The sequence below is a fragment of the Baekduia sp. genome, assembly GCF_035318805.1.
Classification (GTDB): Bacteria; Actinomycetota; Thermoleophilia; order Solirubrobacterales; family Solirubrobacteraceae; genus Baekduia.
In genome coordinates, this window is record NZ_DATHDY010000123.1 from 1 (window position 1) to 19,231 (window position 19,231).

Here is a 19,231-nt window from a genome sequence, read left to right on the forward strand (position 1 = left end):
TCGTCGGGCTCGTCGTCGAAGAAAGACACGTACGTCCGCGCTCCTGGCGGGGCGAATTGGCCAGTATGACCGGCGGGTCGGGCGGGACGCGCCCCGTGCAAGTTCGCCGTCGCGCGCAGGTCCCCTTCCCCCCGCGCGGAACTCCGGAGCCGGTGGAGACCGTCGAGCACCCGACGACGACGGCCACGGGCGGCGGCTCGGAGGTCGTGATGGACCGCTATCGCCTCGTGCGCCGGCTGGGCGGCGGCGGCTTCGGCGTGGTCTGGCTCGCCCACGACCTGAAGCTCGACCGGACCGTCGCCGTCAAGCGCATCCCGGCGCCCGACGCGGCGACGGCCAAGCGGGCGCAGCGCGAAGGGGTGGCCGCCGCGCGGCTGCAGCACCCGGCGATCGTGGCGCTCCACGAGGCCGGCTCCGACGAGGAGAACGTCTACCTCGTCTCCGAGCTCGTCCAGGGCGCGACGTTCGCGCGGCTGCTGGAGGAGGGCGCGCTGTCGGACCGCGACGTCAAGCCGCTGAACATCCTCGTGCCCGACGCGGTGGGCGACGGTGGCGCGCCGGCCAAGCTGACCTACTTCGGCGTCGCGCGGATCGCCGGCGACGACGCGCTGACGCGGACCGGCGACGTCGTCGGGACGCTTGCCTACATGGCGCCCGAGCAGGCCGAGGGCGCCGACGTCGGCGTGGAAGCCGACCTCTACGCGCTCGCGCTCTGCCTCTACGAGGGACTGTCGGGCGTCAACCCCGTCCGGGCACGCGGGGCCGGGGCGACCGCGCGCCGGGTGGGGCAGCGCCTGCCGCCGCTGGGCCGCCTGCGGCGAGACCTGCCGCTGGAGCTCTGCGAGGCGCTCGACGCCGGGGTCTGGCCGCGGCCCGAGGAGCGCGGGACGATCGCCGAGCTGCGGGCCGCGCTGGCCGCGGCCCTGCAGCGGGTCGACGACGAGCCGGGCACGATCGCCGGTGGGCCGCTGGAGCCGCTGGCGCCCGTCGCGGGGTGGGCGGGGGCCGATTCCCGCACCGGCCTGGCCGAGCGCGCCGCCGCCGCGCTGCTGGCCGCCGGGCTCGCGGGCGCCGCGCTGCGCTGGGCCGCGCCCGCGCCGCCCGTGGCGCCGCTCAGCGGGGCGCTGGCCACGGCCCTCGCCGTCCTGGCGCTGCCGCGCCTCGCCTGGCTGGCCCTGGCGGCCGCCACGATCGTGTGGGTCGGCGGCGCCGGCGGCGCGCCAGCCGAGCGCGCGTGGCTGCTCGCCGCCGCCGCGCTGCCCGTGCCGCTGCTGCTGCGCCGCGCGCCCTCGCCGGCCTGGTCGCTGCCCGCCGTCGCCCCGCTGCTGGGCCTCGCCACCGCCGCGGGCGCCTTCCCGGCGCTGACCGGCCGCATCGCCCGCCCGCTGCACCGCGCCGCGCTCGGCGCGCTGGGCGCCTGGTGGCTCCTGCTCGCCGAGGCGCTGCTGCATCGCCGGCTCGTGCTCGGAGCACCGGACGGCGCCGGCGGCTGGGACGCCGTCACCGCCGTTGCGACCTCCCCGGCGATCGCAATGGCCGCCGTCTGGGCGATCGCCGCCGTGCTCCTGCCGCTGCTGGTCCGCGGCCGCCTGATCGCGGTCGACCTGGTCGGCGCGACGGCCTGGGCCGCCGGCCTCGCGGCCGCCACCCAGGGCGCCCTGGGCGCGACGCCGCGGGGCCTCGTGCTCGGCGCGATCGCCTCCGCGCTGCTCGCGATCGCCGTACGCGCGTCACCCACCGTCCGCGAATCCCGTTGAGCTTGCGTAGCATGGATCCGCCGCCCCGCATGACGTGTGGGCGGATTCCCCTGCGGGGAAGTGGTCCCTCCACGGCATGAGCGTCCTCCGAAGCCTCGAAGAGAAGATCGCCGGCCTCGTCGAGGGGACGTTCGGTCGCGTGTTCCGGTCCGAGGTCCGGCCGGTCGAGCTCGCGCGCAAGCTCGCCAAGGAGATGGACGAGCACCGCACCGTCTCGGTGTCGCGGACCTACGTCCCCAACGAGTACGTCGTGTGGCTCTCCCCGCAGGACCGCGAGCGCTACGAGGGCGTCGAGCAGTCGGTCATCGACGAGCTGGGCGCCTACCTCCTGGAGCACGCGCGCCGCGAGCGCCTGGCGCTCGTCAGCCGCCCGCAGATCGAGTTCCGCACCGACGAGCGCCTCGCGCTCGGCGAGTTCGGCATCCAGGCGCGCCTCGTGCGGCCGGCCGACGGCGCGGGCGGGGCCGGAGCGCGCGACGAGCACGAGGCCCGCCCCGCCGACATGGGCCACACGATGGTCTACTCGACCAGCGACCGGCACCAGTCGGCGCTCAACGAGGTGGGGTCGGGCGCCGCCGTCGCCCGGCGGCGTGCCATCGTGGTGGTCGGCGGCAAGCGCCTGGTCGTGCCGCCCAACGGGGCGCTCATCGGGCGCAGCCGCGAGTGCGACATCGTCATCGACGACTCAAACGTGTCCCGACGCCACGCCGAGATCTCCCCCAGCGGCCAGAGCTGGCTCATCCAGGACCTCGGGTCCACCAACGGCGTGCGCGTCAACGGCCGCCACGTCGACGGCCCGCATCCGCTGGAGAGCGGCGACCGCGTCGAGCTCGGCACCGTCGACATCGGCTTCGAGGTCGAGTAGCCCATGGTCGATCCGGTCTCCGTCGCGCTCAAGTTCGGCTTCCTCGCCGTCCTGTACCTCTTCCTGCTGTGGATCTCGCGCAACGCGCTGAAGGACCTGCGCAGCACGTCGGTGTCGACGGCCGCGCCGTACGCGCCGCCGCCCGCCGACGCCACGGGCATCCACTCCGCGAGCACGCAGGGTCGCTCATCGGACGCCGAGGCGGATCCGCGCCTGGTCGTCGAGCGGGCGCCGGGACATGTGCCGGGCATGGAGTACGAGGTCGGCGAGGGCGCGGTGATGGGCCGCGGCGACCAGGCCGAGATCCGGCTCGAGGACCCGTTCGCCTCCTCGCGCCACGCGCGGCTCGTGCGCCAGGGCGCGGTGATCGTCATCGAGGACCTCGGGTCCACGAACGGCACGTACCTCAACGAGGAGCTGCTCAGCGGCCCGCAGCCCCTGCACCCCGGTGATCGGGTGCGGATCGGCGACAGCGAGTTCACCTACCTGGACCGCTAGCCGTGCTCCGCGTCGCCGATCACTCCGCCCGCACCGACACCGGTCGCCAGCGCCCCGCCAACGAGGACAGCTACTGGGTGAGCAACCCGCTGTTCGTCCTCGCCGACGGCATGGGCGGCGCGCAGGCCGGCGAGGTCGCTTCTCAGACCGCCGTCGAGGTCTTCACCGCCGGGCTGCCCGACGGCCCGGGCTCCCACGAGCAGCGCCTCGCAGAGCTGGTCGGCCAGGCCAACACCCGCATCCACGCGCTCGCGCAGTCCGACGAGGCGCACGCCGGCATGGGGACGACCCTCACCGCCGCCTACGTGGGCGAGGACGACCTCGCCATCGCGCACGTGGGTGACAGCCGCCTGTACGTGCTGCGCGACGGCGAGCTGCAGCAGCTCACCGACGACCACTCGCTGGTCGGCGAGCTCGTGCGCCGCGGCCAGATCAGCGCCGAGGAGGCCGAGGACCACCCGCAGCGCTCGATCATCACCCGCGCGCTGGGGATCGAGGACGAGGTCGTCGTCGACCATCGCACGTGGCCGGTCCGCGACGGCGACGTGTTCCTGCTGTGCTCCGACGGCCTGACCGGGATGGTCTCCGACGCGCGCGTCGCCGAGATCGTCCGCGACGCGCCGAACCTCAGCGAGGCCGCGCACCGGCTGATCGACGCCGCCAACGAGGCCGGCGGGCGCGACAACATCACCGTGATCCTCTTCCGGGTCGAGGAGGTCACGCCCGGCGTGGGCGGCCTCGTCGGCCAGGACACGATCGCCGGCGCCGCGGCGCCCACGGCCGCCGAGATCCGCGCGGCCGCCTCAACGACCAGCGGCGCCGTGCCCGATCCCGTGGCGCCCGCCGGGGGCGGCGCCGGCACGGCCACGATCAGCCCGCGCGCCCCGCGCGCGCCCCGGCGTCCGGGCGCGATGGCCGCCGCGCCCAGGCGCCGCCGGCGCTGGGCCGGGCCGCTGAAGGCCTTCGCCGTGCTCGCCGTGCTGCTGATCCTGGTGGCCAGCGGCGCGTGGATCGCCAGCCGCAGCGTTTACTTCGTGGGAACCGACGACGCCGGGTTCGTCACGCTCTACCAAGGCCTGCCCTACGACCTGCCGGGCCTGAGCCTGTACCAGTCGGAGTTCGCCAGCGGGGTGCCCGCCCAGACGCTGACGCCGCGCCTGCGCCAGGTCGTGACCGACCACAAGCTGCGCTCCCACGACGATGCCGTCGACCTCGTCCGCCAGCTCGAGCGCGGCGACCTCGCCGGGCAACCGTGAGCGCCAGGAACCGCGAGCTCTTCGCGCTGTTGCCGGCCGCGCTGCTGATCACGGCGGGGTTCGCCGCCGTGTTCCTGTCGCGCGACGACCTGCTCGGCGGCCTCAGCGGCACCAACCAGATCTCCAACGCGTCGCTGACCTACGGGGCGATCTTCCTCGGCCTGTGCTTCGCCGCGCACCTCGTGCTGCGCGTCACGCTGCCCAACGCCGACCCGTACCTCTTCCCGCTCGCCGCGTTGCTGGCGAGCTTCGGCCTCGTCGAGATCTACCGGATCGACGACGGCCTCGCGCGGCTGCAGGCGCAGTGGTTCGTGATCGGCCTGGGCCTCTTCACCGCGACGATCGTGCTGCTGCGCGACTACCGCAAGCTGGAGAACTACCGCTACCTGATCGCGATCGGCGGCATCCTGCTGCTGATCCTGCCGCGCGCGTTCTCGCCGGTCAACGGGGCGTACCTGTCGATCCAGGTCGGCTCGCTGTCGGTGCAGCCGGCCGAGTTCGCCAAGATCGCCATGGTCATCTTCCTGGCCAGCTACCTGCGCGACACGCGCCAGCTGCTGGTCACCGCGGGGCGGCGCGTCGCCGGCATCACGATCCCACCGGTGAAGCACTTCGGCCCGATGCTCGTCATCTGGGGCACGTCGATGCTGCTGCTGTTCTTCATCCGCGACATCGGCTCGTCCGTGATGTTCTTCGGCGCGTTCCTGGCGATGGTCTACGTCGCGACCGACCGGCTGTCGTTCGTGGTCGTCGGCGTCGCGCTCTTCGCGCTGGGCGGCTATCTCGTCGCTGGGCACATCGGCCACATCTCCGACCGCATCGACGCCTGGCAGGACCCGTTCGACCCGGTCCTGCTCAACAAGGCGTCGGGCGGCAGCTACCAGCTGGCCCAGGGCCTCTGGGCGCAGGCCGACGGCGGCGTGCTCGGCCAGGGGTTCGGCCAGGCGGTGCTGCGCATCGGCGGCCAGTGCGCCACCACCACGACGTCGACCGTCGACTGCTCGCTGCTGCCCGCGCCGCACACGGACTTCATCTACGCGGTCATCACCAACGAGCTCGGCCTCGCCGGCGCCGCGGGCCTGCTGTGCGTGTACCTGCTCCTGGTCCAGCGCGGGTTCAAGATCGCGATGCTGGCCCGCGACTCGTTCTCCAAGCTGCTGGCGACCGGCCTGACGTCGGTCTTCGCGCTGCAGGTCTTCGTCATCGTCGGCGGCGTCACCAAGCTCATCCCGCTGACCGGCGTCACGCTGCCGTTCGTCAGCTACGGCGGCTCGTCGGTCCTGGCGAACTTCGTGCTGCTGGCCCTGCTGCTGCTCGTCTCCGACCGCGCGCGCCGTGACGCCGCCACTGCGGCATGACTCGCGCAGAGCGCTCGCATACCGGGCGGGGGACTCGCCTGGAGGCTCGTTCCCACGGCCTCGTGCCGTCCGAGGGGCGTCGCGGCATGACTCGCGCAGAGCGGTCGCATACCGGGCGGGGGACTCGCCCGGAGGCTCGTTCCCCCGGCCTCGTGCCGTCCGAGGGGCGTCGCTCGTGAACAAGCCGATCAGCCGCCTGTTCCTGGTCGCGCTGCTGATGTTCGGCGCGCTGCTGGTCTCCACCTCGTGGTGGACGGTGCTGCGCGCCGACAGCCTCGACCACGACACGGCCAACGCGCGCACCCTCCTGCGCTCGCTGAAGGTCCGCCGTGGCACGATCCGCGCCGCCGACGGGACGGTCATCGCCCGGTCGACGCGCGACGCCGAGGGCGTCTACCACCGCACCTACCCGACGGGGTCGCTGTTCGGCCACCCGATCGGCTACTCCTACACCAACCTCGGCCAGACCGAGGTGGAGCGCTATCGCAACGACGAGCTGACCGGCGTCAAGGACGCGATCACGACCACGTTCGACCAGCTGGTGGGCAAGAAGAAGGAGGGCGACGACGTCAACACGACGCTCGACCCCAAGGCCCAGCGGCTGGCGCTCGACGAGATCGCCAAGGTCGGCCAGAGCGGCGCCGCCGTCGCGCTCGACCCGCGCACCGGCGCGGTCAAGGTGATGGCCTCGACGCCGACCTACGACCCCAACACGATCGACGACAAGGGCGTGCTCGCGGCCGCCAACACGGACGAGACGCGGAAGCCGCTGGTCAACCGCGCGGTCCAGTTCGGCGCCGCGCCGGGCTCGACGTTCAAGGTCGTGACCGCCACCGCGGCGATCGACACCGGGACGTATTCTCCGGGCTCGACGATCGACGGCAAGAACGACATCAAGGTCTCCGGCGTGCCGCTGGCCAACGACTTCAACCAGTCCTTCGGCCAGATCGACCTCAGGACCGCGCTGGCCAAGTCGGTCAACACCGTCTTCGCCCAGGTGGGGGAGAAGCTCGGCAAGCCGACGATGAAGGAGTACATGGAGCGCTTCGGCTTCGACCACAAGCCGCAGCTGGACTACCCCAAGGACTCCATGTCGGCCAGCACGGTGGCGCCCTCGCCGCCCGGCCGTGCGGTCTCGCCGACGTCGAAGTACGTGGACGTCGGCCGCATGGCGATCGGCCAGGGCGGCCTGCAGGCGACGCCGCTGCAGATGGCGCAGGTCGCCGCGGCGGTGGCCAACAAGGGCACGCTGATGAAGCCGCACATCGCCGACCGGATCGTCGACCGCGACGGCCGGACCGTCGACACGATCAAGCCCGCGCGGCAGTCGACGGTCATGAAGGAGTCCACGGCCGCCGCCGTGACCGACATGATGGTGGCCGTCGTGCAGAACGGCACCGGCACGAAGGCCGCCATCCCCGGCATCCAGGTCGCGGGCAAGACGGGCACGGCCGAGACGGAGTTCGGCGCCAAGATCAACGATGTCTGGTTCATCGGCTTCGCGCCGGCCGACAACCCTCGCATCGCGGTCGCGGTGACGGTGAAGGCCGTCACCGGGTTCGGCGGGGACTTCGCCGCGCCGATCGCGCGCGACATCATGGAGAGCCTGCTGAAGTGATCGTCGAGACCTCCTCTCGCTCGACACGGGAAACGCACGGATGACCGACCTCCCAGGAACCTCCACGATCATCGACGGTCGCTACCGCGTGCTGCATCGCGTCGGCTCCGGCGGGATGGCCGACGTCGTCTGCGCCGAGGACCTCCAGCTCGGGCGCAAGGTCGCGATCAAGCTGCTGCACCGGCGCTTCGCCGCCGACGAGGAGTTCGTCGAGCGCTTCCGCCGCGAGGCGTCGTCGGCCGCCGGCCTGCAGCACCCACACGTCGTGGCGGTCTACGACCGCGGCGCGTGGGACGGCACGTACTACATCGCCATGGAGTACCTCGAGGGCCGCACGCTGAAGAAGCTGGTCCAGGAGGAGGCGCCGCTGGCCGCGCCGCGCGCGATCGACCTGACGATCCAGATCCTCCGCGCCGCGCGCTTCGCGCACAAGCGCGGGATCATCCATCGCGACCTCAAGCCCCACAACGTCATCGTCGATGATTCGGGGCCCACCCACCACGCGAAGGTCACCGACTTCGGGATCGCCAAGGCGGGCGCGTCGGACATGACGCAGACCGGCTCGATCATGGGCACGGCCCAGTACCTCTCGCCCGAGCAGGCGCAGGGCTTCGCCGTCAGCGCGGCGTCAGACCTCTACTCGGTCGGGATCATCCTGTACGAGATGCTCACCGGCCGCGTGCCGTTCGAGGGCGAGAGCGCGGTGACGATCGCGCTCAAGCAGGTCGGCGAGGCGCCCGTGCCGCCGTCGGTCCACAACCCCGACGTGCCGCCGGCGCTCGAGGCGGTCGTGCTCCGCGCGCTGGAGAAGGACCCGGCGCGTCGCTTCGCCGACGCCGACGAGTTCATGACGGCGCTCGAGCACGCGGGCGCCGGGATCGCGCCGCCGCTGGCGCTCGGAACCGACCGCACGCAGATCGTCGGGCAGCCGACGGGGCTGATGGTCCCGATCCCGCCGCCCGGCGCCTACGGCGACGTGGCGCAGATCGACCAGTACGCGCCGCCCGCGCCGCCGCCCGAGCGAGCCGACACCGGCGGCACGCGCTGGTGGATCGCGGCGCTGATCGGCCTGCTCGTGATCGGCGCGCTCGGCGCCGGCCTGCTGCTGCTGGGCAAGGACAAGGTCGACGTGCCCAACGTGGTGGGCAACCCTCAGGCCGAGGCCGAGCTGATCCTCAAGCGCAAGGGCCTGTCGACCGACGTGACGCTCAAGGAGCACCCCACGATCGCCAAGGGCACCGTCATCGGGCAGGACCCGGGCGGCGGCTCGCGCGTCCCGAAGGGCGACGTCGTGACACTCGTGGTCTCCGCCGGCCCGGGCACGGCGCGCATCCCCGACCTGACCGGGGAGCCGCGCAGCCAGGCGCGCAAGAAGCTGTCGGACCTCGGCTTCGCCGTCTCCGAGGAGAAGGCGGCCAGCGACACCGTCAAGGAGAACCGCGTCGTCGCGACGCGGCCCGCGGCCGGCCAGGAGCTCGAGAAGGGCCAGAACGTGACGCTGGTGGTGTCCTCGGGCAAGGAGCGCGTCGCGGTGCCCAAGGTCACCGGCCTCACCGAGGACGAGGCGCGGTCGACGCTCGAGTCGCTGGGCTTCACCGTCGCCACCACCCAGCAGGAGAGCGCCGACAAGGATCCCGGCACGGTGCTGGACCAGAACCCCAAGCCCGACGCGAAGATCGCCAAGGGCGGCAAGGTGACGCTGGTCGTGGCCAAGGCGCCGGTGGACGTCGCCGTGCCGGACGTCACCGGGCAGGGCCGGCTCGAGGCCACGCACGCCCTCGAGAAGGCGGGCTTCCAGGTGACCCAGACCACGCAGCCGACGGGCGACCGGGCACAGGACCTGCACGTCATCAGCCAGGACCCGACGGGGTCGAAGGCGAAGAAGGGCACGACCGTGACGATCACCGTAGGCCAGTACGACCCGGCGCTCGCGCCCGGCGCGACCGGGACCCCGACCACGACGACGACCACGCCCGACACCACGGTGACCACGCCGTGAGGGTCGCGGTCCTCGCCGGCGGGCGCTCCTCGGAGCACGACGTCTCGCTCGACAGCGCGGCGTCGGTGCGCCGCGGCCTCGAGGAGGCCGGGCACGACGTCGTCGCGGTCGACCTCGCGCGCGACGGCACGTGGTGGCACGACGGCGAGGAGCTGGCCCTGCGCCCCGGGCGCGGGCTGCTGGACGCCGACGTCGTCTTCCCGGTCCTGCACGGGCCCTACGGCGAGGACGGCACGGTCCAGGGGCTCCTCGAGCTGCTCGACGTGCCCTACGTCGGCTCGGGCGTCATGGCCAGCGCGGTGTGCATGGACAAGGTGGTGTTCAAGGACCTGATGGCGCAGGCCGGCCTGCCGCAGGTCGGCTATGCGCTCGTCGAGGCCGATCGCGAGCGGCCCGACCTCAGCGGCCTGGGCTTCCCCGTCTGGGTCAAGCCGGCGCGGCTCGGCTCGTCGGTCGGCATCGCGCGCGTGGACCGCGCGGAGGATCTCGACGCGGCCCTGGACGAGGCGTTCGCGCACGACGAGCGGGTCATCGTCGAGGCCTCGGCGCCGGGCCTCGAGGTCGAGTGCTCGGTCCTGGGCGACACGCACGACGCGCGCGTGAGCACGCCCGGCGAGATCGTCCTGCTGCGCGACGGCTGGTACGACTACGAGGCCAAGTACACCGAGGGCGGCATGCGCCTGGAGGTCCCGGCGCGCATCTCCGACACCGCGCAGGCGCGGCTGCGCGAGGTGGCCGCGCGGGCGTTCGCCGCGGCGGGCTGCACCGGCCTGGCGCGCGCGGACTTCTTCGTCGAGGGCGAGACCGTGCTGCTCAACGAGCTCAACACCATGCCGGGCCAGACCACGACGTCGGTCTACGGCGTGCTGTGGGAGCGCTCGGGCCTGCCGTACCCCGAGCTGATGGACCAGCTGTGCCGCGTGGCGGTCGCGCGCTTCGCGCGCGAGCACGCCCTCAGGCACTGACCGCGCCGCGGCCTCAGCGGGGCAGGGGGCGCGCCGCCGCGGCGATGTCGCTCCACGGGTCGCCGCCGAGCTCGTCCAACCGGTCCAGCACGGTCCGCATCGTCCAGCCGTCGGGGCGCAGCGCGTCGTCGTGCAACTCCTCCCAGCGCAGCGGCGTCGCCACCGGCGCGTGGGCCCGGGCGCGCGGCGCGTAGGGCGCCACGACGGTCTGGGCCGGGCCGTTGCGCGCGACGTCGACGTAGATCCGGTCGTCGCGCTTCTCCTTGCGAAACGCGGTGGTCAGCGCGTCAGGATGCGCGGCGGCCAGCTCCTCGGCGAGCCCGCGCGACCACGCGAGGACGTCCTCGACGTCGCGGGTGCGCTTGAGCGGGGCGACGACGTGCACGCCGCGCGACCCCGTCACCATCGCGAACGGCTCCAGGCCGCGGTCGCGCAGCGCGTCCCCGCAGGCCAGGGCCGCGCGGCGCACGGCGCCGAAGTCCTCGAGCGTCGGGTCCAGGTCGATGACCAGCCGGTCGGGGCGGTCGAGCCGGTCGGCGCGCCGCGGGAACACGTGGGGCGTCACGCAGCCCTGCTGGCCCAGCCACTGCAGCGCCTCGCGGGAGTTGGCCAGCAGGTGGCAGACCGAGCCGCCGTGCTTGCCGACTGCCACGCGGTCCAGCCAGTCGGGCGCGCCGCGCGGGATCTCCTTCTGGAAGAAGCCGCCCTCCTGCACCGAGCCGCGGAACCGCTGCATCGAGATCGGGCGGTCGCGGACGTGGGGGAGCATCGCGCCGGCGACCGCGCCGAAGTAGTTGTACAGGTCGCCCTTGGTCAGCCCGTCGCCGGGCCACAGCAGCCGCTCCGGGTGGGTGAGCCGGACGGCGCGCGCGCTCACTTGTAGAGCACGATCTCCGAGATGGAGGCCTGGCCCTTGGGCGGCAGCTTCGTGATCCACACCAGGTAGTAGCGGAACCGCTGGCCGGCGGTGTCGAGCTGGAGGCTCAGCTTCTTGGACGTCGCGTCGATCGTCGTGCCGAGGTCCTTCCAGCCCGAGAGCGTCGCGGGCGCCGTGCTGCCGTTGGCGACGTAGACCTTGCCCTGCCAGCCGGTGGTCGGCGTCCGGATGTCCAGCCGCCGGCCGACGACGCCGGGCTTGGCGTCGACGTAGATGCCGACGCCGGCCTTGGTCAGGCCGTCGGGGTAGGTCTCCGTCGACCAGGAGGTGCCGGGGTCGTCGTCGAGCACGCGCCCGACGTCGCGGTGGTGCTCGGCCTCGTCGCCGAGCGGGTCGAAGTCATGGGCGCGTGACTGGCCGAGCGAGACCGGCGAGAGCCCGGCGGGCGCCTTCTGCACCGGGCGCTGGCGCGTGCCGCGCTCCGTGCGGCCGGCGAGCAGCACCACGGCGGGCACGGCGGCCGCGACGATCGCGACGAGCACGACGATCCAGCGCAGCGGATGCGTGACGCGCGACGGCAGCCTGCGCCGCGCGCTCGGCGGGAGCGTCCGCAGGACGGCGGTGGCCTCGCCGGTGGCCTGGCCGCTGCGCTGCGTCTCGATCGCGAGGACGTCCTCGAGGTCGGCGATGAGCTCGCGGTCGTCGGCGTAGCGGTGCTCGAGGTCCTTGGCCGTCGCGCGGTCGAGCACCGCCGCCAGCGCGCTGGAGACCTCCGGGCGGCGGATCTGCACGTCGGGCAGCGGCTCGCGGACGTGCTTCATCGCCACGGCGACCTGGTTGTCGCCCTTGAACGGGACGTCGCCGGTCAGCATCTCGAAGAGCACGATGCCCAGCGAGTAGAGGTCGCTCTGGCCCGTGACCGGATGTCCGAGCGCCTGCTCGGGGGAGACGTAGTCGGTCGTGCCCAGGACGCGGCCGTCCGCGGTGAGGCCCTCCTGGTCGAGCGTGCGGGCGATGCCGAAGTCGGTGACCTTGGCCGAGCCCTCGTCGTCGACGAGGACGTTCTGCGGCTTGACGTCGCGGTGGACGATGCCGTGGTCGTGCGCCACGCCGAGCGCGCGGGCGATCTCGATCGCGTAGGCGATCGCCTCCTGGACCGGCAGCCGGCCGTGGCGGCGGATGCGGTCCTTCAGCGTCTCGCCCTCGACGTACTCGAAGACGATGTACGGCGTGCTGACCGCAGGATGAGCGGAACCGATCTGATCATCCGGCGGTGCCCCCTCGCCGGCGTCGATGACCGTGACGATGTGCGGGTGGTTCAGCTGCGCGACGGCGCGCGCCTCGCGCCGGAACCGCTCGAGCTGGTCGGAGTCCGAGGCGATCTCGCGGTGCATGAGCTTGATCGCGACCTGGCGCTCGAGGACCGTGTCGAAGGCGCGGTAGACGGTCGACATCCCCCCGGTGCCGATCTGGGCATCGAGGCGATAGCGACCGTTCAGGAGCGTGCCGAGCTGCGAGCTCACGTCTCTATTGTGCTGCGGCGATGGCGGAAGTGGCGAAGGTCATCTACTACACCGACCCGGGTTGCCCCTGGTCGTGGGCCGCCGAGCCTGCGCTGCGGCGCCTGCAGAGTGAGTTCGCCGACCAGGTGGCGATCACCTACGTGCTGGGCGGAATGGCCCAGGAGATCACCGATCCGGGGCACGTGCTGCTCGAGGCGCTCGACGCCGCCGCGGTGTCCGGGATGCCGATCGATCCGCGCGGGTGGGGTGGGCGGGAAGGGCGGGCACCTCGTTCCACCTACCCGGCTTGCCTGGCCGTCAAAGCCGCAGCCGAGCAGGGACTCGACGCTGCGTACCTGCGGGTCCTGCTCGAGGGCTTCTGGCTGCGCCGCGCCCCGCTCGACTCGCCCGACGCGCTCCTGGACGCCGCGCGCCCGGTCCCGGGCCTCGATCACGCGCGCTTCGCCATCGACCTGCGCTCCAGCGCGATCGCCGAGGCCTTCGGCGCCGACCTCGAGCGCGCGCGGGCGGTGCCCGCCGAGCAGATCGCACCCGGGGCGCAGCCGGCGCGCGTCGTCCTGCCGGCGTTCGCCGTCGGCCCGGCGGGCGTCGACGGGCCCGCGCGCTGGGTGGCCGGCCGCGTGGCGCCCGAGGCGCTGCGCGACGCGGTGGTCGCCGCGGGCGCGGAGCCGCGGCCGCTGCCGTCGGTGCAGGAGGCCGTGCGCCGCTTCGGCACGATGGCCACCGCCGAGGTCGTCGCCGCCACGGGGCTGCCCTGGCCGCGCGTGGTCCAGCAGCTCTGGAGCCTCGCCACGGACTTCCGCCTACGCGCCGAGCGCGTCCCCGGCGGCGAGATCTGGCACCCGGCGTGAAACGACGACGGGCCGCCCCCGAAGGGACGGCCCGCGCCGGACAGGAGGACGTCGTCGGGGTTACTGCAGGAGCCGCAGGACGGTCTGGGGCTGCTGGTTGGCCTGCGCGAGCATGGCCGTGCCGGCCTGCTGCAGGACCTGGGTCTTGGTCAGGTTCACCATCTCCTCCGCCATGTCGACGTCGCGGATGCGCGACTCGGCGGCGGTCAGGTTCTCCTGGTAGGAGGCCTGCAGCGACAGCGTGTGCTCGAGGCGGTTCTGCACCGCGCCCATCTCGCCGCGGGCGACCGAGACGGCGTTGATGGCGGCGTCGATCTCGGAGATGTCCGACGCACCCGTGGCCGTCAGCGTGGAGTACGACGTGCCGACCGAGTTGGCCAGGTCGAGCATCGTGATGCTGATCTGCTCGCCGTCGTTGGCGCCGACCTGGAACGAGACCGTCGTGTTGCCGGTCAGCAGGGGCAGGCCGTTGAACTGGGCCTGCGCGCCGATCCGGCTGATCTCGGAGGCCAGCTGGTCGACCTCGTTCTGGATCGAGTTGCGGGCGGCGGTGTCGAGCGAGCCGTTCTTGTACTGGACCGCCAGCTCGCGGACGCGCTGCAGCATGGAGTGGACCTCGTCGAGGTTGCCCTCGGCGGTCTGCACCATCGAAACGCCGTCCTGGATGTTGCGCTGACCCTGGGCGATGCCCCGGATCTGCGACCGCATCGACTCGGAGATGCCGAGGCCGGCGGCGTCGTCGGCTGCGCGGTTGATGCGGTAGCCGGAGGAGAGCTTCTCCATCGACTTCGTGATCTTGGCGCTCGTGCCCTGCAGGTTTCGGGTCGCGTTCAGCGCCTCGATGTTCTGGGTGATGCGAAGGGACATCCTTTGTCCTTTCCTGTGGAGGGAAGTGGTGCGAGAGGGAGCTAGCGGTGGAGGCCGCTAGGGCTTTTTGCTGGTGGCCGGGAGGTCGTCCGGGAGCTGGTCGACCTCCGACGCGGCGGCTGCGCGGTTCTCCGCCTGCACCGCGGCCCAGATCTCCTCCCGATACACGGGGATCGACTTGGGGGCGGCGATGCCGATGCGCACGCTGGAACCGCTGACCTCGATCACTTCGACCACGACGTCGTCGCCGACCATGATCTTCTCGCCGGGGCGGCGGGTGATGATGAGCATGAGGGAACTCCTCCTTGGAGAACGGTCAGAGGGGCCAGCGTACCCTGGGGGCTACGCGGCCTTCGTCGACGGCTCCTCCTGGAGCCCGGCGAAGAGGGGGGCACGGACGGGGGCGTCCGCGATCTGATTGATGACCTGGTGTCCCTGGTTGCCGACGACGAGGATCGGCGCACGAAGGTTCGCGCAGAAGTCCTCGAGGGCGGCTGCGGACCGGACGGTCACGTAGACGGAGGCGTCCTCGGGCCCGGCGATGCCGAGGCGCTCGGCCTCGTCGTCGCCCAGCTCGACCTCGTACTCCTCGAAGAACCGCCAGGGGTTCGTGACGGGGACCGCGAGGTCCGGGTCGTCCATCGAGTGCAGCCAGACGAACGAGCTCTCCTCGCTTCGCGCGAGCAGGGCGAACCGCCGGCCACCGAGGCCGATGAGTCCGTTGGGGAAGTCGAGGATCGCTTCGGCGGGGATCTGGAGCTCCCCGAAGCGGCTCGACCGAAGGGTCACTGCCATGTGTGAGTCGCCTCCATGTGTGGGGTTGCCCAGTCCGCCGCTCATCGGATGAAGTCCAGGAGGGACGGCTGGATGATCTGCGCAGCGACCTTCAGTGAGGCCTGGTACGCGGTCTGCTGTGCGGTGAAGTCGGTGAGGGCCTTCGCGAGGTCGACGCCCGTCAGGTCGTCGAGCGTCTGGTTCGTCGCGTCCTCGAGGTCGGCCAGGCGGGTCGCCGCGGCGTCGGCCCGGTTGGTCGTCGCGCCGATGACGGCGCGGGCGGAGCTGACCGCGGTCTGATTGGCCTTGATCGCCGTCAGGTCGGTGCTCTGCAGCGCGTTCATGTCGGCGGCGGTGCCGCCGCGCAGGTGCGCCGACAGCGCCTCGAGCGTCGCGAGGACGCGGCCGTCGGCGCCGGCGGCGCCGCTGCCGAGGACGGTGTCGGCGGTGATCGCCGCGGTCGCGCCGGCCGGCGTGCCGTTGAGCGGCACGAACGGGCCGTTGAGCTGCAGGGCCACGCCGGGGCCCGCCTCGCGCACGATCGCGCCGGTGTCGCCCTGGTAGGCGTCGCCGGTGGTCGACGAGTAGGGCGGGACGTCGGACTTCGTGCCCGAGAAGACGTAGGCGTCGCCGAACTTGATGTTCAGCGCGTCCTTGGCGGCCTTGGTGAGCTGGTCGATCTCGGCCGCGATCGAGTTGCGGTTCTCCTGGCTCAGCGTGCCGTTGGCGCCGGAGACCGCCAGCTCGTTGGCGCGGGCCAGGATGTCGGTGATGCCGGCCAGGCCCGACTCAGCCGCGGTGAGGTAGGACTGGCTCGCCGCGACGCTGTCCTGGCTGCGCTTGATGCCCTCGAGGTCGCCGGTGCGCTGGCGCTCCATCGCGGCCGCGGTCGGATCGTCGGACGGGCGGTTGACGCGCTTGCCCGTCGAGATCTGCTCCTGGGTGGCCGACATCTGCTTGTAGCGGCTCTGCAGGTCGCTCATGACCCGCGTGCTCACCATGTTGTTGGTCAGGCGCATGGAGGACATGGCTACAGCCCGACCCGGCCCGTGGAGTTGATGAGCGTGTCGAGCATCTCGTCCATCGTGGTGAGTGCTCGGGCGGCGGCCTGGTAGCCACGCTGGAAGCGGATCATGTTCGCCATCTCCTCATCCATCGACACGCCGGCCACGGACTGTCGGCGCGAGGTCAGCGAATCGAGGACGCTGGCCGACGTGGCGCTGGCGTTCTCGGCGTTGGAGACGTCGGAGCCGATCGTGCGGATCAGGCCGGCGTAGCCCTGGTCGACGGCGCCGCTGCGCAGGCCGGCGATCGCCAGCGCGACGCTGTTGTCGCCGGCCGCGCCGCCCGAGGCGCCGGCGCTGATGGTCGCCGACGTCGCGACCACGGTCATGTTGGTGGCGTCGGTGCCGGTGAAGACCGGATTGGCCGAGGCGGTGTTGACCGCGGTGATGACCGAGGAGGCCAGGCCGCTCAGTGTGGTGCGGTAGCCGGCGACCTTGTTGGCGACGTCCTGCAGGCCGCCGATCTGACCGCCGGGCGTCGCCGACAGCGTGGCGACCGTGGGCATCGTCACCGTGTTCTGCGAGACGAGCGGGGCGGCGGCGCCGCCGAAGCTCACCTGGACCATGCCCGGGTAGGCGGGCTGGCCCTGGGCGTTAAGCGTCGGGTCCGGAACGACCGAGACCTGGCCGAACCGCGAGAGCTGGTCGAGCAGGAGGTCGCGGCGGTCCAGCAGGTCGTTGGGCTGCTGGCCGGCGCTCTGGTGCTGGTTGATCTGCACGTTGAGCTTGGCCAGCTCGTCGGCGATCGGCTTGATCGGCCCCTGCTCGCTCAGCAGGTCGGTCACCGCGGCGGTGGCCTGCGTGCCGACCGCGTTGAGGTCCGCGTCGAGGGTCTTGAAGCGCTCGGCGAGCGCCGTGGAGGCGCCGACGACGGCGTCCTTGGCCGACGAGCTCTGCGGGTTGGACGCCAGCGTCTGCCAGGAGCTCCAGAACTTGTCGAGCACCTTGCCGAGGTCGGCGTTGGTGCCGCTGCTCAGCGCGTCCTGGGCGAGGCCGAGGCGCTGCGCGGTGGCGTCGGCCTGCCCGCCCGTCATGTTCTGGGCGCGGTACTGGAGGTCGAGGAAGTCGTCGCGCAGGCGGCGGTAGGTGAGGACGTCGACGCCCTGGCCGAGCTGCGCGCCGGAGCCGTCGGCCTTGGCGCCCGCGGGGATGGTGGCCGCCGGGCGGGCGCCGAGGACGGCCTCCTGGCGGCTGTAGCCGGGCGTCTCGACGTTGGCGATGTTGTGCGCCGTGACGTCGAGGGCGGCCTGCTGGGCCCGCACCCCGGTGAGGGCGGTGTTCAGCCCGCCGAAGGATCCGATGCCCATGGCCTAGGCCTCCAGGTCCAGGGCGCGGCGCATGCGCACCGGCTGGGCGGCCGGGTCGAGGGTGGCGCGCATCGTGGCGCCCGGCTCGCTGGGCGGCCGGTAGCCGACGTCCTCGCCGTCCACGCCGAGCTGACGGGTCAGGTGCGACAGGAACGCGAGCTCCTGGCGCATGAGGGCGCGGTTGGTGACGTGCTCGCGCTGGACCTCGGCGAGGAGGCCGCGCAGCTCGGCGCTGCGGCCCTTGGCGGCCTGCGCCTCGTGCGCGCTGAGCAGCTGGGCCAGCGCATCGAGCGTGACGGTGTGGGGAGCGACGCCGAGGCCGCCGCCGGCCTGCGTGAGGATCCGGACGCGGTCGCGCTCGAGCGCCGCGCGGCGCTCCATCTCGGCCTGCATCTCGCCCAGCCGGGCGAGGACGCCGTCGACGTCGCGGCTGCGGATCGCGGCGCCCTGGCGCAGGACGGCGTCCAGGAGGCGGCGGGCGGAGGCGATCTGCGCGTCGAGGTGGCGCAGGACGTCGGTGCCGAACGCGGTCGGCGCGGCGGGGGGTGCGAGGAGGGTCACTGGCCCGACTCCTTCAGGCCGTCGGCGATGGTGCGCGCCAGGCCGAGGCCGCCGGCCTGCATGACGCTGTCGGCGAGGATGCCGGGCATCATCTGCTGGTAGCTGCTGGACGCCGCCGAGGACGGCGCGTCCTCGCCGTCCTCGCCGGAGCCCGGGGGAGTGGTGGCCGTGTCGGCGAGCTGCTGCGAGAGCTGCTCGACGAGCTGGCGCTCGAACGACAGCGCCGTCTTGTAGCGGTCCTGGTCGGCCTGGGAGCCCTGGCGGACGTCGGCCGGCAGCACGCGGTTGTCGATGGGCGGCAGCGCGCTCACTTCTTCACCTGGTTGGCGATCGAGAGGATCTGGTCCTGGGTGGTGATGGCCTTGCTGGCCATCTGGAAGGCGCGCTGGGCCTCGATCATGTCGGTCATCGCCTGGGCGGTGTCGACGTTCGAGCCCTCGAGGACGCCCTGCTGCAGCACCGTGGTGGGCGCGGCCGCGCGGATGGCGCCGCTGCCCTTGGTCGGGACGAAGGTGTTGTCGGGGCCGCCCTGCAGACCGCCGGGGGCGGGCACGTCGACCAGCTTGAGCTGCCCCAGCTTGGTGGTGCCGAGGGTGACCGTGCCGTCGGGGCCGATCCCGACCTCGTCGGGGTTGGCGCCGGCCGGGAGCTTGACGGGCGGCTCGAGGAGCTGGCCGGTGTGGAGCTTGAGGCGACCCTGCGCGTCGGTCTGCAGGTTCCCGTCGCGCGTCAGCGCGGTGCGGCCGTCGGCGAGCTTGACCTGGAGGTAGCCCGGGCCGTTGATCGCGACGTCGAGCGACCGGCTGGTGCTCTGCATGCCGCCCTGCTCGACGCTGCGGCCGAGGACGGTCGCCGCGGCGCCGGCGCCGATCTGGACGCCCTTCGCGGCGCCGTAGCCCTGGGCCGAGTCGTACACGAGATCGCGGAACGCGACGCGGGTGTGCTTGTAGCCCGTCGTGTCGACGTTCGCAAGATCGTTGGAGACGGCGTCGAGACGCGTCTGCTGTGCCGCCATGCCGGCGGCAGCCGTGTACATGCCTTCAAGCATTTATGTCCGGGTCTCCTGGGAAGGAGGGGATCAGGAGCTCCGG

19 protein-coding genes are annotated in these 19,231 nt (G+C 72.7%); 9 read left to right on the forward strand and 10 right to left on the reverse strand.

Annotated elements, in window-relative coordinates; translation table 11 throughout:
• Nucleotides 1–152: 152 nt before the first annotated feature.
• The 8 genes from VK501_RS25365 (at nt 153) to VK501_RS25400 (ending at nt 10,316) form a co-directional block, all read left to right on the forward strand.
• Nucleotides 153–1,757, forward strand: coding sequence for a serine/threonine-protein kinase (locus VK501_RS25365; protein ID WP_324342523.1), 1,605 nt, complete (start codon nt 153–155; stop codon nt 1,755–1,757).
• Nucleotides 1,758–1,833: 76 nt separating this feature from the next.
• Nucleotides 1,834–2,622, forward strand: a complete 789-nt coding sequence (locus tag VK501_RS25370; protein ID WP_324342525.1) for a DUF3662 and FHA domain-containing protein — start codon at nt 1,834–1,836, stop codon at nt 2,620–2,622.
• A 3-nt stretch (nt 2,623–2,625) separates the two neighbouring features.
• Complete coding sequence (locus VK501_RS25375; protein WP_324342527.1) at nt 2,626–3,120, forward strand: FHA domain-containing protein; 495 nt, start codon at nt 2,626–2,628, stop codon at nt 3,118–3,120.
• 2 nt (nt 3,121–3,122) lie between these two features.
• A complete protein-coding gene (locus VK501_RS25380) occupies nt 3,123–4,376 on the forward strand; it encodes a Stp1/IreP family PP2C-type Ser/Thr phosphatase (protein ID WP_324342529.1) in 1,254 nt (417 codons plus the stop codon).
• The gene (locus VK501_RS25385; protein WP_324342531.1) at nt 4,373–5,734 is read left to right on the forward strand and encodes an FtsW/RodA/SpoVE family cell cycle protein; all 1,362 of its coding nucleotides are present in this window, start codon (nt 4,373–4,375) and stop codon (nt 5,732–5,734) included. The genes VK501_RS25380 and VK501_RS25385 overlap by 4 nt, the downstream gene beginning before the upstream one ends.
• A gap of 175 nt (nt 5,735–5,909) precedes the next feature.
• Nucleotides 5,910–7,352, forward strand: coding sequence for a penicillin-binding protein 2 (locus VK501_RS25390; RefSeq protein ID WP_324342533.1), 1,443 nt, complete (start codon nt 5,910–5,912; stop codon nt 7,350–7,352).
• Between the two features lie 40 nt (nt 7,353–7,392).
• Entirely contained in the window at nt 7,393–9,351 is a 1,959-nt protein-coding gene (gene pknB, locus VK501_RS25395) for a Stk1 family PASTA domain-containing Ser/Thr kinase (RefSeq protein WP_324342535.1), read from the forward strand.
• The gene (locus VK501_RS25400; protein WP_324342537.1) at nt 9,348–10,316 is read left to right on the forward strand and encodes a D-alanine--D-alanine ligase family protein; all 969 of its coding nucleotides are present in this window, start codon (nt 9,348–9,350) and stop codon (nt 10,314–10,316) included. Before pknB ends, VK501_RS25400 begins: the two co-directional genes overlap by 4 nt.
• A 13-nt stretch (nt 10,317–10,329) precedes the next feature.
• On the opposite strand, the gene ligD is transcribed toward VK501_RS25400, so the two are convergent.
• A complete protein-coding gene (gene ligD, locus VK501_RS25405; protein ID WP_324342539.1) occupies nt 10,330–11,193 on the reverse strand; it encodes a non-homologous end-joining DNA ligase in 864 nt (287 codons plus the stop codon).
• Nucleotides 11,190–12,716, reverse strand: a complete 1,527-nt coding sequence (locus VK501_RS25410; RefSeq protein ID WP_324342541.1) for a protein kinase domain-containing protein — start codon at nt 12,714–12,716, stop codon at nt 11,190–11,192. The genes ligD and VK501_RS25410 overlap by 4 nt, the downstream gene beginning before the upstream one ends.
• Nucleotides 12,717–12,736: 20 nt before the next feature.
• Here VK501_RS25410 and VK501_RS25415 point away from each other — a divergent pair, with 20 nt between their 5' ends.
• A complete protein-coding gene (locus VK501_RS25415; RefSeq protein ID WP_324342543.1) occupies nt 12,737–13,567 on the forward strand; it encodes a DsbA family oxidoreductase in 831 nt (276 codons plus the stop codon).
• Between the two features lie 60 nt (nt 13,568–13,627).
• Here VK501_RS25415 and VK501_RS25420 read toward each other — a convergent pair whose 3' ends face one another.
• Genes VK501_RS25420 through VK501_RS25455 form a run of 8 tightly spaced genes read right to left on the reverse strand, consistent with a single transcriptional unit; the run spans nt 13,628 to nt 19,176 of the window.
• Entirely contained in the window at nt 13,628–14,434 is an 807-nt protein-coding gene (locus tag VK501_RS25420) for a flagellin (RefSeq protein ID WP_324342545.1), read from the reverse strand.
• A gap of 57 nt (nt 14,435–14,491) precedes the next feature.
• Nucleotides 14,492–14,725 carry a carbon storage regulator CsrA gene (csrA, locus tag VK501_RS25425; RefSeq protein ID WP_324342547.1) on the reverse strand — a complete coding sequence of 78 codons (234 nt, stop codon included), beginning with the start codon at nt 14,723–14,725 and terminating at the stop codon, nt 14,492–14,494.
• Between the two features lie 51 nt (nt 14,726–14,776).
• Complete coding sequence (gene fliW / locus VK501_RS25430; RefSeq protein WP_324342549.1) at nt 14,777–15,229, reverse strand: flagellar assembly protein FliW; 453 nt, start codon at nt 15,227–15,229, stop codon at nt 14,777–14,779.
• Nucleotides 15,230–15,270: 41 nt separating this feature from the next.
• The gene (gene flgL / locus VK501_RS25435) at nt 15,271–16,236 is read right to left on the reverse strand and encodes a flagellar hook-associated protein FlgL (protein ID WP_324342551.1); all 966 of its coding nucleotides are present in this window, start codon (nt 16,234–16,236) and stop codon (nt 15,271–15,273) included.
• Between the two features lie 2 nt (nt 16,237–16,238).
• On the reverse strand, nt 16,239–17,579 hold the full coding sequence (gene flgK, locus VK501_RS25440) for a flagellar hook-associated protein FlgK (RefSeq protein WP_324342553.1): 1,341 nt from the start codon (nt 17,577–17,579) through the stop codon (nt 16,239–16,241).
• A gap of 3 nt (nt 17,580–17,582) precedes the next feature.
• Complete coding sequence (gene flgN / locus VK501_RS25445) at nt 17,583–18,140, reverse strand: flagellar export chaperone FlgN (RefSeq protein WP_324342555.1); 558 nt, start codon at nt 18,138–18,140, stop codon at nt 17,583–17,585.
• Nucleotides 18,137–18,451, reverse strand: coding sequence for a hypothetical protein (locus tag VK501_RS25450; RefSeq protein ID WP_324342557.1), 315 nt, complete (start codon nt 18,449–18,451; stop codon nt 18,137–18,139). The genes flgN and VK501_RS25450 overlap by 4 nt, the downstream gene beginning before the upstream one ends.
• Nucleotides 18,448–19,176, reverse strand: coding sequence for a flagellar hook-basal body protein (locus VK501_RS25455; protein ID WP_324342559.1), 729 nt, complete (start codon nt 19,174–19,176; stop codon nt 18,448–18,450). The genes VK501_RS25450 and VK501_RS25455 overlap by 4 nt, the downstream gene beginning before the upstream one ends.
• Between the last annotated feature and the right edge of the window lie 55 nt (nt 19,177–19,231).